We start from the raw sequence: 14,649 nt of genomic DNA, 5'->3' as shown, positions 1-14,649 counted from the left end.
ACGACTCCTATGCTATGTCGTGATGTCGAATATCATGGTTTAGCGGTATGAGAATTAATGTTAGTTATTATAAAGGTTTTTTGTCATCTTTTTCATAAAGTCTGCATGAAAATCCTTTATTAATAACCACTTAACTTTTTTAAGGATGAAAATTTCTATCAGATAATCATTTTTATAAATAGCAAAACGCCATAGCCTCATTTATGCAGAGGCCATAGAGCGTTTTAGATGGTTATATCTTGGTTTTAGCTATCACGCAACTGAGCGGCGTGCTGTTCAGTTAGCGCTTGCACGACTTTATCTGTCGCCGTTTTTACTGCGTCATCAGATAAGGTCTGTGCTTTGTCTTGCCATATTAAAGCAAACGCTAAAGAGCGCTGACCGGTCGGTACTTTGTCGCCTTGATACACATCAAATAACCATAAATCTGTCAGCAATTCACCAGCTGCAGCACGAATCGTCGCCTGCAAGGTCTGTAAGCTGATGTCACTATCGACTAAGATGGCGATATCGCGGCGTACGTGCGGGAATTTGCTTGGTGTGGTGATAGCGTGCTGTTCACGTACCAAGGTTAATAATGGCGCCAGTGACAATTGCGCCACCCACGTCGCTGGCAAGTCTAGCTGTTTAGCGGTATTAGGATGGAGTTGACCCAACCAACCGACGTATACCTCATCGATATAGAGCTTAGCACTTTGACCAGGATGTAAGAAGGCAAGCGCACTACGCTCATAGCGGATACGCGCACTGTCGATTTGCGCAGGTAATAACTGCTCAATATCATGCTTAAGATCATAAAAATCTAGCGCACGGTTTTGATACGCTTGCTCATCCCAAACATCGCCGACAGCAACCAACGCAATACTTGGCGTTTGTACCAACTCGCTAATACTTTGACCGACAAAGCTTAAACCCGTTTCAAAGAAACGCACGCGCGGCTGCTGACGATTGAGGTTATATTGCACACAAGGCAATAAGCTTGATAGCAAAGTACGGCGCATCACCGCCAAGTCGCTAGAGATAGGATTGGCCAGTGCCAACACTTCGCCCAGCGCTTTATCATCAAGCAAGGCTTCTATTTTTGCATCACTAAAGCTAAAGCTAATGGCTTCCATATAGCCATTATCGACTAGCGCGAGCTTCATCTCGTGCGTCAAGTCCGCCGTGTCGTCATAATCCATACTGACTTGCAAATGCGGCAAGACGCTTGGAATATTATCATAACCGTAAATACGGGCAATCTCTTCAATCAAGTCCTCGCGGATATTCATATCAAAACGATACGATGGCGGCGTGCAAATCAGCTTATCTGCTTGCTGCTCTACCTCAAAGCCTAATTGAGTCAAAATACGCACCATCACTGCTGGCTCAATCTCAATACCAATGACCTCACGGACTTTAGTAACTGGCAACGTAATCGGCGTACGTGCTGGCAAGTGCTTGCTATTTTCTACTTTTACTATTTGCCCAGCTTGCGAGTTCGTGACACTGGTAATCAAATCAACTGCACGCGCTAGTGCTAACGCTGGCAATTCAAAATCGACACCACGCTCAAAACGTTGTGAGGCATCGGTATGCAAACCAAAACGGCGTGCGCGTGCAGCGATCGCTAATGGATTAAAAAAGGCACTTTCTAGGATAATATTGGTCGTGTTATCAGTAACGCTACTACGCTGACCGCCCATAATTCCGGCAAGTGCCAATGCACCTTTATCATCGGCAATGACCAACTCATCACCCGTTAGAGTAATGGTTTGCTCATTTAATAAAGTAATGGTCTCAGCAGGCTGCGCCAAACGTACTACGATATCGCCTTCAATGGTATCAGCATCAAACGCATGTAGCGGTTGGCCCAGTTCCATCAACACGTAGTTGGTCACGTCAACCAAAAAGTTATGCGAGCGCAGTCCCGATTGGACTAGCGCATCTTGCATCCATTTCGGCGTATCGATACTACGATCAATGTTGCTGATTGATTGGAGTAAATAGCGTGGGCACGCTTCAACCGCGCTTACTGTTACTGCTGGCGTAGTATTTCCAGCACCGTTAGCGTCAGTTGGCACGTTGGCAGGAATCTCAGGCTGCTGCATTGGCAAATCATTAATCACTGATATCTCACGGGCAATACCGCGTACACTAAAGCAATCTCCGCGGTTTGGGGTGATAGAGATATCCAGTATTTGATTGTCTAAACCTAAATACTCACGGATATCCATGCCAATCGGTGCATCACTTGGCAACTCAAGCAGGCCATCGATGCTATCGATTAAATCAATTTCAGAGGCACCGCAGAGCATACCGTTAGAGTCGACACCGCGTAGGTTGCCATTTTTAATTGTAAAGCCTTCTGCGTCGTTAGATGGTAAAACGGCACCAACGGTCGCAACCGGCGCTTTCATACCAACCGTCACATTGGGCGCGCCGCAAACGATTTGTAACGGCTCAGCGGCACCAATATTGACCTGCGTGACGCGCAGTTTATCGGCATCGGGATGCTGCTCGACGCTGATTACCTCACCTACTACCACGCCGCTAAAAGCACGAGCAACCGCAAAGCGATCGTCAATCTCAAGCCCTGCCATTGTAAGCTGTTCGGCCAATTGCTCACTGCTATTGTTGGGGTTTACCCATTGACGTAGCCACTGTTCGCTAATTTTCATAAATATCTCGGATCAGAATTTTATAATAAAGATTTTAGAATAAAGGGTGACGTATTAATAACGACCATCTAGCCAAACTGTTTTAAGAAGCGTACGTCGTTTTGGAAAAACAGGCGCAAATCATCGATACCGTAATACAGCATGGCAAAGCGCTCGATACCCATGCCAAAAGCAAAGCCGGTGTATTTTTCGCTATCAATACCGCAATTGGTCAGCACCTGTGGGTGTACCATGCCGCAGCCCATGACTTCAAGCCATTTACCATTATCATCGAGAATATCGACTTCAGCAGAAGGCTCGGTAAATGGGAAGAATGAGGGACGGAAACGCACGGTCAGCTCTTTGGCAAAAAATGCTTCTAAGAATTCACTAATCAAGCCTTTTAGCTCGGCAAAGGTGCTCGATTCTGTCACCATAAGCCCTTCCAACTGATGAAACATCGGCGAGTGGGTTTGGTCTGAATCATTACGATAAACGCGACCTGGACAAATAATACGAATCGGCGGCTCATTCTTTTCCATGGTGCGAATCTGCACCGGACTGGTATGGGTACGCAGTAAATAATGCGCATCAAAATAAAAGGTATCGTGCATCGCCCGTGCTGGATGATGCGACGGGATATTTAGCGCTTCAAAATTATAGTAATCGCTCTCAACTTCAGGGCCAGTGGCGACATTAAAACCCGCTTGGATAAAATACTGCTGCATACGCTGGGTAATCATGGTCACGGGATGCAAATGACCTTTTTGACCACCGCGCGCAGGCAGGGTGATATCAATGCTCTCGCTGGCAAGCTTGGCATTTAATGCCGCCACTTCTAGCTCTTGCTGCTGCGCCGTCAATGCATCTTGAATGCGGCTACGCACTTGATGTAACCAGCCACCGTAAGTTTTTTTGTCATCGCTACCAAGCTTACCCATCTGCTTTGACCAGCCGGTTAATGGGCTTTTTTTACCGGTCAGTTGCACACGTAAATCTTGTAGCGCGCGCACATCGGTTACTTGTAAAACTAACGCTTCAGCAGCACTGGCAAACTCATTTAACTGGGCTTCGCTTAACTCGCTGAGCTCGGTGGACAAGGTCGGTAGCGCCGACAAATCGGTGGTAGCAGCAGGGGTAGTCATAAGACGCATTCTTCCTGATTTAAACGGACTATTAATAATAGTGATTTATAATTGTAGGGATTTGACCAAATATTGCAAACCATTTACCCACTCATTTTCAACCAAAGGCGTGTGATATAAATGGCTTGAATATTTAGACAATAAAAAGTGCAACTTTACTAAAAACGTTTTACATTTTTGCGGTGTAAAACTGGCTGTAAAATAATTTAATATAAAAAAAGCCACCGACCAGCGGTAGCTTTTATTAATATCGTACTATTAATCAATATTATTGCTATCCATTTAAGCAAACACTCAAACAAGCAGAATACTTAAAGGATAACTAATATTTAGGCTAATTCCGCTTTTGCTTTTTCAACTAAGGCGGTGAAAGTCGCTGCATCATGCATAGCGATGTCAGCAAGTACGCGACGATCGATAGCGATGTTTGCTTTTTTCAAGCCGTTGATAAGGCGGCTATAGCTTAAGCCGTTTAAGCGTGCACCAGCATTGATACGTGCAATCCAAAGACGACGGAAAGTACGTTTTTTGTTGCGACGGTCACGATATGCATATTGACCAGCTTTGGTCACAGCTTGTACTGCTACGCGATAAACACGTGAACGAGCACCGTAGTAGCCTTTTGCGCGCTTTAAGATTTTTTTGTGACGGCGATTTGCCTGTACACCACGTTTTACACGGGCCATAAATTACTCCAAGATTTTTTAATCATTATTAAACGAATCACGATGTCATCAAATAATTGACTAATAGACATCGTTATCAAATTGCAAAGTCAAATATCTTTAATTGATTAAAGCTAAATGACGATAGGCTATTAGATGTATGGGCACATACGACGAACTGCTGCTTCGTCAGACTTGTCCACCATCTTTAGACCGCGCAACTGGCGAATACGCTTAGCTGATTTCTTGGTCAAGATATGGCTTTTGAATGCTTGTTTACGCTTAAAGCCGTTCGCTGTTTTTTTGAAGCGTTTAGCGGCGCCGCTTCTGGTTTTCATCTTAACTTTCATGATGATTTGCCTCTTTGTCTTTGATAGAACCTGGTCGTCAAATAGTAAAAACGAATAGTCGCTTTAAAAACAAGCACTAAACGGCTATTTGCCTCGAGGTGGGAGGCGCTATTTTAGCAGATAGTACGCTGTTTTGCCAAGGAAAGTTTTAATCGCTACTTTATAGGGTGCGTTAGTTGATATGAAATACACTACGCGCAAAAACGTGCTGCTGTTATAATTGCGCTTTATTTCCTGCGTTAACATATTGAATGTCAGCGGTAGCTGTGTTTAAGTAGAGATTGAGCGCTATTTTTACTACTTTCTTTAATACCGTTTACCCCTTTCTCATTTCTTTTATAAGACGACTGATAGATTATGACTTTACCTGCTTGGCTTGCTGCCGTAAATTTTAATACTGATGGTTTGATTCCTGCGATTGCCCAAGATTATGTGTCCGGACGTATTTTGATGATGGCGTGGATGAACACCGAATCGCTGCAATTAACTGCCGAAACGCAGACAGCGGTGTATTTTTCGCGCTCGCGTGGCAAGTTATGGCATAAGGGCGAATCGTCTGGGCATACCCAGCGCGTGCATGATATTCGTTTGGACTGCGACGCTGATGTGATTGTACTGAGCGTCACGCAAGCGGGCGGTATTGCATGTCATACTGGCCGCGAGTCTTGTTTTTATCAGCGTTTGGATTTGTCAGGGCAAATACCTGAATGGCAAACCGTCGATAAAGTATTAAAAGACCCAGCAGAAATTTATCAGACAAACGCCGCAGCAAAAGCCACGCCTAAAATTAATGAAGCGGCGGCGGAAAATATAGACCATTCTAACACCCATCAAAATAACAGCCTTGCTACCACTCATTCTATTTTGCAGCAGCTTGATAAGGTATTGGCCGAGCGCAAACGAGCGGACGCTGACAGCTCTTATGTGGCAAGTCTATATGCCAAGGGTCTCAATAAAATATTAGAAAAAGTAGGCGAAGAAAGTACCGAGAGCATTATCGCGGCTAAAGACTTAGCCAATTGCGATGAAAATGTGGATAAAACCCAGTATGACGAAGCGCGTCACGAGCTGATTTATGAAGTTGCTGATGTTTGGTTCCATAGCTTAGTTGGGCTGGCATGGTTTGATATAGAATCAGAAGCGGTATTAAATGAGCTAGGCCGACGTTTTGGTCTGTCAGGTATTGATGAAAAAGCCGCGCGCTAGCGTTTTTTAAGCTTAGCCGTTACCCTGTTTGATTATTGTTGCTTTCACCTTTTTGTCACAAGTGCAGGTTATAATATAGTGACGTGTTACTTCGCATAAGCTGTCGATAGCTTTTGTGTACGACAGCAATATTCTATACACTCAAAGTATTTATATAAAGACTAAAAACCAAGACAGAAGGATAGCATCATGGGTAGTTTTTCCATTACGCATTGGCTAATTTTATTGGTGGTGGTGGTGGTCGTATTTGGCACCTCCAAGCTAAGAAATGCCGGTAAAGATTTGGGCGGCGCGGTCAAAGGTTTTAAAGAAGCCGTTAAAGATGAAAATACCGAACATGCCAAAAAGCAAGTCGTGCTCGATCATGATGGCAATGCGCACACTGAAGAGCGCACAACCACTAAGGTTAATGACAAGCATAATGTATAGCATTTAACAGTGGCATTGAGACATTATGTTTGATATCGGATTTTCAGAATTACTGCTTTTTGGCGTCATCGCCTTAATCGTTTTGGGGCCAGAAAAACTGCCCCAAGCGGCGCGTACGGCTGGGCAATGGTATGCCAAAATTCGCCGCACGGTGTCTACTTTGCAGTCTGAAATCGAAGCGGAACTTGACTTGGCAGAGACGCGGCAGCAAATGCAAAAAGAGCTGGCTAAAATTCGTGAAACTGAAGCTGAAATGCGCCGTGAGATGGCAGAGATGCGCGGCAGTCTGCAAGAATTTGAATCCTCGCAAAACCAGCATCTTAAAGCTGCGCATCGAGTTAATACTGCTAAAGTGGATAGTGATAGCGATAAAATCGACCATGAAAAAGACGATCATTCATTAGTAACGCCAAAAGAATTTGACTACGCTTATGACCGCTATGACTCCGATAAAAAATTAACAGCGTCTGAACCATCAAAATCACAGCCCTCAAACAATGATGCTAATCTAAAAACTGATGTTAACGACCATACCCATCAAATGATCCAAACCGCCATCACCAAACCCTGGGAAAACATGTGGTTTCGTCTTGGCGCTTATGATAAAGCAAGGCGTCTGCCGCAGCCGCCCTACCTGCCCAATTATAAAGCCGATACGTTATTAAATAACCATTTAAATAAACCATCGATTAACAAATCATCAATTCAGCAGGCTTCTGCCAAGCAGCAGGAGAATGATTAGTGGGTTTATTTAAGCGTAAAAAAAGCCGTCAAGAAAAAGTAACGGCTACAGACATCGATGCTATTACAGATGCCGCCACAGATGCCGCTGCGCATGATGACTCTGGTGATATCTTAAGCTCAATGGCTGATATGCCGATTACTGAGCATTTGATTGAATTGCGTCGGCATCTGATTAAAATATGCGTCGCGGTACTGGTGATATTTTTGGCGTTGGTCGGATTTTCACGTGAGCTCTATGATTTTTTATCCGACCCATTGGTTGCTCAGTTGCCCGCCAACTCGACGATGATAGCAACCGATATCACCTCTAACTTTATGGCGCCAATACGTCTGAGTATCTTTGTGGCGGCATTTTTGGCAATGCCCTATATCTTGTATCAAATTTGGTCGTTTGTCGCGCCTGGTTTGTATAAAAAAGAGAAGAAAGTCGCTATTCCTGTACTGATGTCTTCGATATTTTTATTTTATGCGGGCGTAGCGTTTGCTTATTTTATTGTTTTAAAGGGCGTGCTTAAGTTCTTTATCATGTTTGCGCCGCAAAACGTCTTACCGATGACAGATATCGACAGTTATTTAAGCTTTGCGCTCAAGCTGTTTATGGTGTTTGGGCTTACCTTTGAGATTCCAGTGGTGACTTTACTATTGATATTGGCGGGTGTCGTCTCCATTCAGAGTCTAGAAGATAAACGTCGCTATATTATCGTCGGCTGTTTTGGCGTTGCAGCGGTCGTTACACCGCCCGACGGGGTGTCGATGTTAATGCTTGCCATCCCAATGTGGTTATTGTTTGAGCTGGGATTGTTTTTGGCGAAAGTTTTAATCAAAGAAGAACGTAAACTGACTTTGACAGACGATATAGAGTTGAAGAAAGAATAACTTTACTTATCAGGCACTTATTCAAAAAGCAGCCAACACGCTAATCTGTTAATATAACTTTCTTATTTAAATCGCTTTCTTATTTAAGTCGCTCAGTACTACCCTCAGTGTTAATGAGTGTCTCAATATCACCGTTATTATCAGCCGTCAGCCATTGTTTATGCAGTGGCTTTTTTTACCGTCGCCAATTTTGACCCCATTCTAGTTTTTAGGTAGCTTTATTATGTCCGCATCGATGCCAGCTTATATGAGCGATCCCACTGATGAGCAGCTGAACGCGCTAAACATGGCGATGGATCACAAGTCATTTAAAGTGGTCGCTTATGCGGGTGCAGGGAAAACCACGACGCTCAAATTAATTGGCGAGCGTCTGCGCGGTCGCGGCTTGTATTTAGCCTTTAACAAAGCCATTGCCAACGATGCGCGGCAAAAATTCCCCGGTCATGTCGATTGTCGGACGTTTCACTCATTAGCCTACCGTCACGTACCACGTGATATTACCGCTAAATTGTCGTTACCGAGATTTTCACCCAAGCGTTTGGGTGATGATTTGGGCTTACAACCGGTACAAGTACGCCGGCAAATGGATGGGGTGAATAAATATATTACCCTCACGCCAGCGCGCTTGTCGCGGTTTGTCAGTGATGCAGTGAGTAATTTTTGTAGTACCCACGCCAGCTATCCTGCCCCAAGGCATCTTGAATTTCCAAGCTGGCTTGCTGAGTCAGATAGCGAGCAGTTGCGCGAAATGCTCTACCCTGCTGTTGAGCAGCGCTGGTTACAGTCGATTGATGCGCGCCATCCGGCTGGTATCGGCCATGATATTTATCTTAAATTGTGGGCACTATCAAAACCGAGTATTCCTGCGGACTTTATCTTATTTGATGAAGCACAAGATGCCGATCCGTTGATGATGGGGATTTTGACCCAGCAGCCACGGCAGGTGATTTATGTCGGTGACGCCCATCAGCAGATTTATGAGTGGCGCGGCGCGGTCAATGCGATGAAAAAACTGCCGTTGCCGCAAACCTTATTGACCCAATCGTTTCGTTTTGGCGAACCAATTGCTGAGATTGCCAATACCTTGCTCAAAGCTTTACAAGAAGACGTACCATTAAAAGGCAATCCAAATAAGCAATCGTCTACCGAAAAAGGCATGGTACATAGTAAAAAAGATGCCATTCTTTGCCGTACCAATGCTGCGGCGATGTCGCAGTTATTAACTGGTTTAAAACTTGGGCATAGAGTGGCGTTACAAGCCGATACTGATCGTATGCTTAAATTTTGTCAGGCAGCCGAAAACTTAAAAAATGGTAAATCGGCGTATGGCGTGCCCGAACTGGCGTATTTTTATAATTGGGGTGACGTTCAAGAATACTCTGAAACCAATGAAGGCAGTGACCTTAAAACCTTGGTGAAGTTGGTCGATGACCATGGTACCAATGTGTTGACGCAGGCAGTTAACAGCCTAACCCGTATCGAAAATGCTGATTATGTCATCTCAACCGCGCATAAAGCCAAAGGGCTTGAGTGGGGCAAAGTGCAGCTCGATGATGATTTTTATTATGACGTAACCACCAATGCGGTCAAGATTAGCCCAGAAGAGCTGCGTCTGCTCTACGTTGCGTGTACGCGCGCGCAAAGCAATTTAGATATTCATAATATTAAAGACTTGGTATCAGGACTGCAGACAGGGAAAAAGGTCATTTTTGGTAATACTTAATCTGCCCGTCTATCTCTCCCCTCATCGCCTTTGCCGACCTCTTTTTATAACATTGACTCTCCGATCATGAATCATAATCAACAACTTCAAGCACGCCAAAACACCATACAGCAATTATTTGCCAATCCTGTTCGTCTTCTTGCGCCCATGGAAGGCTTAACTGATCCTTTGATGCGCCAAATCCTAACCCAAATTGCGTCAGACTTGGGTCGTCCTTATGATTGGTCGGTCAGTGAGTTTATTCGCGTTACCCAAACTGTCTTGCCAGCACATGTATTTTATAAATACGTACCAGAGTTGCATCATGATGCCAAAACTGCATCCGGTACACCGATTCATATTCAGTTGCTCGGTAGTGACGCGCAATTGATGGCAGAAAATGCCGCTTATGCTGCCGAGCTTGGTGCGCCTGCGATTGATATCAATTTTGGTTGTCCGGCTAAAACGGTTAACAGCCATCGTGGTGGCTCAGTGCTACTTGATGAGCCTGAGGTGATGTATGAGATTATCAGTGCCGTACGCCGAGCTGTACCCGCGCACCTTCCCGTATCCGCAAAGATTCGCCTGGGCTATACGGATACGAGTCGCATGGACGATATCAAAGCGGCGATTGCTGCGAGCGGCGCTGATTGGTTAACCATTCATGCGCGTACCAAAACCCAAGGTTATAAGCCGCCCGCTTACTGGGACAAAATCCAAAATTTTAATATGCTTGCTATACCAGTGATTGCCAATGGTGAAATTTGGAATAGTGAGCACGCACAAAACTGTATGGCACAGTCAGGAACCCAGCATTTAATGCTTGGTCGCGGCGCTGTCACCCGTCCTGATTTGATTGCCAAGATTGATCTCGATAATAATGACACAAAAACACTGACAGTCTTAGCATGGCAAGATTTAATTACCCATCAGATTAAGTTTTTAGAGGGTGCGGCGAAAAACGATGTGGTGTTGGTCGGGCGTTATAAGCAGTGGCTTGGTATGTTGACCAAAGGTTACTCTGAGGCGCAAACCTTGTGGGAACGTATTAAAAGAGAAAAAAATAAAGCGGTGATTATCGCGGCGCTGCAAAATAGCACATGCGAATAAACAGCGCCTTATGATCGATATTGTAAAGGTGTTAAAAATAAAAATCTCAAAGACTTACAGCTGCAATAAGCTAAAAACTGACCCGAATCGCTAAATAAAACAACATCAATGAGCAAGCCATCGAAAGCACCCAAAGAATAGAGCGAAAGGTCGCTAAATTGGTAATATAGGCCACGCAAAACCCAATACGAATCAGCACATAAAGCCAAGCGATGGTATTAATTATCAACTGCGGTACAAAAAACAGCATTGCAACCAATACTGCTGCCAAAAATATAGGCAAGGTTTCATAGCTGTTTTGCTGGGCAGCATTGGCCCGCGCGGCAGCTCCTGTCGTCCCTTGTAAGAACTCACGCGGGTGGGCATTGTCAGCAAAATTAAAACCACCAAGCGCTTTTGCTGTCAGCGCCATTATCAGTGGCAGCAGACTTGCCACCACCATCGCCCAAATAGCCGCTGCGGCACTATCGGGAATCAACCCAAAGAATAGACTCATCAGTATACTCGTCCCTATCCTGCAATCACTTCAAAATCGTGAGTCACATTGACGCCGCCCTGTACCAGCATCCGACTGGCTGAGCAGTATTTTTCGGCCGACAATTTGATGGCTTTTTCTACTTGGCTTTCTTTGACCTCTTGTCCGGTCACCACAAAATGCATATGAATGTCGGTATAAACTGCTGGAATGGTCTCAGCACGCTGAGCGGTCAGCTCACAACGTACATCGGTCACTTGTTGGCGCGACTTTTGTAAAATTGCCACCACATCGTAGCTGGCACAGCCACCAAGTCCTAATAAAATTAGCTCCATAGGACTGGCGCCCTTTTCTTTATCAGCATCGATTTGGACGTTATGTCCTGATGGCGACACACCCATAAAGGCTTTATTTTCTTGCCACGTGACGCTTGCTTTTGACTCTGACATCTTAGATATTCCTTGTTTTAATTGCTACGACTTTGAATGCGCATGCTTCTTAATTCATATGCTTCTTAATTCATATGCTTTTTAATTTGACATGATTTTTAGTTTGAATAGTAAAGGTTTCTTATTTTCTGAAATACAATCTCTTTTTGAAAAATACTGTCTTTTATTAGTGTAGCATAAGCAAAAACCAGATTTATGACGCTCTTTCCTCGTTTGCCTTTTCTTGTTTACCTTTTATAAACCGCTACCTTATTTATGCTTTAACAATAATATTCGATATTTAAGTATTTATACACCTATCGTTACCGCGACTTATTATTGTTAGAAAAATCTGCGGAATTTACTTACAAAAGTAGAATTATAAGTTACTGATTTTAAAGGATTAATCTTGTGAAACATTTTATAGCAAAATACTGTTACACATTTTGGTTGTTTCTTGGTTTAATAACGGTAATGAATCTTATTTTGTCATAGTACTGATGGTCATCACCCTATAATAACTATGATTGCTGTCGTTGTACCTTGTCGAAATAAGCTATTTTTAAACAATTTAAAAGGGTTTAGTCATGATAGATGCAGACGGCTTTCGCGCCAATGTCGGCATCATCTTGGCAAATACACAAGGGCAAGTTCTGTGGGCAAAACGTATTGGTCACAACGCTTGGCAGTTCCCTCAAGGCGGCATCGACCGCGGGGAGACGCCGATGGATGCGATGTATCGCGAGCTCTGGGAAGAGGTCGGTTTACATCCGCGTCATGTCGATCTACTGGCGGTCACGCAAGATTGGTTGCGTTATCGTTTGCCAAAACGCTATGTGCGTCATGGGCAGTACCCTTTGTGTATTGGGCAAAAACAAAAATGGTTTTTGCTGCGCTTAGATGAGCCGAATACTCAACACATCCGCTTTGATGAGGGTAAACCAGAATTTGACCATTGGCAATGGGTCAGCTACTGGTATCCACTCGGACAAGTGATTCATTTTAAACGCGGGGTATATCGTCGCGCCTTGCAAGAATTGGTGCGCGAACTACCGCTTAAACAAGAACTGATTATTCCAGAACAAAACAACCATTTGTTGGTGGAATAAGTATTCAAATAGAAAACAAATTCCCCTATTGATAGCTATTATTCATAGGGGAATTTTTTTATGTTAGATTTGCCTATGCTGGCATTCACGGCTAATAAGCGCTGCTTTGATTTTTTTGTCTGAACTATCTTCTTTACGTAAGGTTAAAATACTTTGCGTCCGCGTTCCATAGCTTGGCATGGCTGTTTTATTCATACTACTTAAATCAGCAGATTCAATATAAATGGAGGACAGTGCGCGCTCAATCTGCTTAGCGACACCTGTTTCGGGTAATTTATTTTCTGGCGCTGGCGTATTATCTGACATCACGGCAAACGCCGCTGCTTGCCAGTAGTCAAGGGCGCTGTTCTCGCTAATCAATGGCAACACCTCTTGGCGTAACCGACCGCGTAGGCGTTCGGTTTTAAACCACCCTTCTTCTGGCTGACCATTGGATATTACGTACAATCCAGCATATAACGGCGTTGGTGCATGACCACGATTATTGACAATCACCGCTTGCGCCGTATCGCCAATAACAAGGTTAAAACCTGCGTAATCTTGCAAACTGATTTGCCGAGCAAATTCCAATGGGTTTAAAGTGCTGGTCAAAAAATCGGTGACCAATTCGCCACGTGAGCGCTCATCATTACTTGCTTGTACGCCATCACGAAAATTTAACACCGCCGCCCAGCGCCCGTTTTGGTCGTAAAAATCGCCATGTTGCTGTTGATGTATGCCAAGCCATGTGCCGCCACTTTGCTTATCGCGCCCTGCATAAATAGGCTTATCCTCCCATTGATGCAGCGGCGCTGTTGGACGCTGTAAAAACTCATCACGGTTGGACAGTAAAACCAACGGCAGCTCATCAAATAACTGCCAAGCAATGGCGACGATACACATAGTTTTCCTTGATATAAATATTAAATTATTAGCGCTTAGTTGGTATTCAGCTTTTTATCAGCAGGGTAGCTGATTTGATACGTCGATTGCACGACTTGTGATTGCTTACTTGGCAAATCAAACTCCCAAGCGACCATGCCTTTATGGTCATTCCAGTCTTTTTGGCTAATCGCTGGGGTATGCGTCGCCGTGACTTTAATATTGTCATCACTGCTCACCGGCTCAGCACTTAACACCTGCAAGCGCACGCTGCGATTGTGCTGATTGGTAAATTGATAAGCTTGAGTGATGGTTTTGGTTTGCTGACGGTTAAATACGCCTTTATCACCTTGTTTATTCTCGTCAGTCAATTGCTTCACCAGCAAACTTGGGTCAATACCGAAGCCAACACCCTGCTCTTTTAGAGTTTGATAATTATAGCGCGACTGTCCGACATAGTTATCATCACGGTATAGCTGCAACGAACCATCTGCCCAAGCAGGCGTCAAAAATGGCGCGGATGCATACCAATAAGCGGCGGTCTCGGCACTTGGTGTGCTGCGTAGCCAAAGCTTACTGGTGCCAGATTGCTCATCAATGACCGTGCGTACGCGCCTGCCATCACTGGGAATACTCACACGCTGCGGCAAGCGATATTCGGTGATGCCATTTTTGTTTTGACTACTCACAGTAAAGCTCGGTAGTGGCGGCATCTCTGCACCGCCGCCATAATTGTCTCTTGCAGAAGCAACAACGACAGGCGATGCTTCCATCTCCATCATCGGCGCTGCATAACGAGCCAATTTAGCTTGTTGCTGCTCTTCATATAATGACAAGCGCTCAACGTGTGGCAGCTGACTGGTAGTCGTTTGATTGGGATTTACGCTACTTAACCCCAGTTCGGGATAAG

15 protein-coding genes are annotated in these 14,649 nt (G+C 44.5%); 7 read left to right on the top strand and 8 right to left on the bottom strand.

Annotated elements, in window-relative coordinates:
* Window positions 1–245: 245 nt before the first annotated feature.
* The 4 genes from pheT to rpmI form a co-directional block, all read right to left on the bottom strand.
* A complete protein-coding gene (gene pheT, locus B3R91_RS05530) occupies window positions 246–2,660 on the bottom strand; it encodes a phenylalanine--tRNA ligase subunit beta (RefSeq protein WP_286796786.1) in 2,415 nt (804 codons plus the stop codon).
* Between the two features lie 68 nt (window positions 2,661–2,728).
* A complete protein-coding gene (pheS, locus tag B3R91_RS05525; protein ID WP_286796785.1) occupies window positions 2,729–3,784 on the bottom strand; it encodes a phenylalanine--tRNA ligase subunit alpha in 1,056 nt (351 codons plus the stop codon).
* A gap of 329 nt (window positions 3,785–4,113) precedes the next feature.
* Window positions 4,114–4,470: a 50S ribosomal protein L20 gene (gene rplT / locus B3R91_RS05520; RefSeq protein ID WP_058369591.1), complete on the bottom strand. Its 357-nt coding sequence runs from the start codon at window positions 4,468–4,470 to the stop codon at window positions 4,114–4,116.
* A 131-nt stretch (window positions 4,471–4,601) separates the two neighbouring features.
* Window positions 4,602–4,799, bottom strand: coding sequence for a 50S ribosomal protein L35 (gene rpmI / locus B3R91_RS05515; RefSeq protein ID WP_011281253.1), 198 nt, complete (start codon window positions 4,797–4,799; stop codon window positions 4,602–4,604).
* A gap of 357 nt (window positions 4,800–5,156) precedes the next feature.
* Between rpmI and hisIE the strand changes: the two genes are divergently transcribed.
* The 6 genes from hisIE (at window position 5,157) to B3R91_RS05485 (ending at window position 10,866) form a co-directional block, all read left to right on the top strand.
* Window positions 5,157–6,005: a bifunctional phosphoribosyl-AMP cyclohydrolase/phosphoribosyl-ATP diphosphatase HisIE gene (gene hisIE / locus B3R91_RS05510; protein WP_286796784.1), complete on the top strand. Its 849-nt coding sequence runs from the start codon at window positions 5,157–5,159 to the stop codon at window positions 6,003–6,005.
* A 189-nt stretch (window positions 6,006–6,194) separates the two neighbouring features.
* Entirely contained in the window at window positions 6,195–6,434 is a 240-nt protein-coding gene (gene tatA, locus B3R91_RS05505; RefSeq protein ID WP_286796783.1) for a Sec-independent protein translocase subunit TatA, read from the top strand.
* A gap of 25 nt (window positions 6,435–6,459) precedes the next feature.
* Window positions 6,460–7,176 (top strand): Sec-independent protein translocase protein TatB, encoded by a 717-nt coding sequence (gene tatB / locus B3R91_RS05500; RefSeq protein WP_286796782.1) that lies wholly within the window; start codon window positions 6,460–6,462, stop codon window positions 7,174–7,176.
* Complete coding sequence (tatC, locus tag B3R91_RS05495; protein ID WP_191690737.1) at window positions 7,176–8,054, top strand: twin-arginine translocase subunit TatC; 879 nt, start codon at window positions 7,176–7,178, stop codon at window positions 8,052–8,054. The genes tatB and tatC overlap by 1 nt, the downstream gene beginning before the upstream one ends.
* 223 nt (window positions 8,055–8,277) lie before the next feature.
* On the top strand, window positions 8,278–9,777 hold the full coding sequence (locus tag B3R91_RS05490; protein ID WP_191690735.1) for a UvrD-helicase domain-containing protein: 1,500 nt from the start codon (window positions 8,278–8,280) through the stop codon (window positions 9,775–9,777).
* A 66-nt stretch (window positions 9,778–9,843) separates the two neighbouring features.
* Complete coding sequence (locus B3R91_RS05485) at window positions 9,844–10,866, top strand: tRNA dihydrouridine synthase (protein ID WP_286796781.1); 1,023 nt, start codon at window positions 9,844–9,846, stop codon at window positions 10,864–10,866.
* 70 nt (window positions 10,867–10,936) lie between these two features.
* Here B3R91_RS05485 and B3R91_RS05480 read toward each other — a convergent pair whose 3' ends face one another.
* On the bottom strand, window positions 10,937–11,362 hold the full coding sequence (locus B3R91_RS05480) for an MAPEG family protein (protein ID WP_286796780.1): 426 nt from the start codon (window positions 11,360–11,362) through the stop codon (window positions 10,937–10,939).
* Window positions 11,363–11,376: 14 nt separating this feature from the next.
* Window positions 11,377–11,790: an OsmC family protein gene (locus B3R91_RS05475; protein ID WP_191690731.1), complete on the bottom strand. Its 414-nt coding sequence runs from the start codon at window positions 11,788–11,790 to the stop codon at window positions 11,377–11,379.
* 566 nt (window positions 11,791–12,356) lie between these two features.
* Between B3R91_RS05475 and B3R91_RS05470 the strand changes: the two genes are divergently transcribed.
* Window positions 12,357–12,878, top strand: a complete 522-nt coding sequence (locus B3R91_RS05470; RefSeq protein WP_068403735.1) for an RNA pyrophosphohydrolase — start codon at window positions 12,357–12,359, stop codon at window positions 12,876–12,878.
* A 63-nt stretch (window positions 12,879–12,941) separates the two neighbouring features.
* Here B3R91_RS05470 and B3R91_RS05465 read toward each other — a convergent pair whose 3' ends face one another.
* Window positions 12,942–13,760: an NRDE family protein gene (locus B3R91_RS05465; protein ID WP_191690729.1), complete on the bottom strand. Its 819-nt coding sequence runs from the start codon at window positions 13,758–13,760 to the stop codon at window positions 12,942–12,944.
* A gap of 35 nt (window positions 13,761–13,795) precedes the next feature.
* A partial coding sequence (locus tag B3R91_RS05460) for a DUF4139 domain-containing protein (RefSeq protein WP_286796779.1) occupies window positions 13,796–14,649 on the bottom strand: 854 nt, incomplete at its 5' end.

The organism is Psychrobacter sp. UBA6291, from assembly GCF_002439405.1.
In the GTDB taxonomy this organism is placed as follows: Bacteria; Pseudomonadota; Gammaproteobacteria; order Pseudomonadales; family Moraxellaceae; genus Psychrobacter; species Psychrobacter faecalis.
The sequence above is the reverse complement of the archived record's forward strand: the minus strand, read 5'-3'. Positions and strand labels throughout refer to the sequence as shown.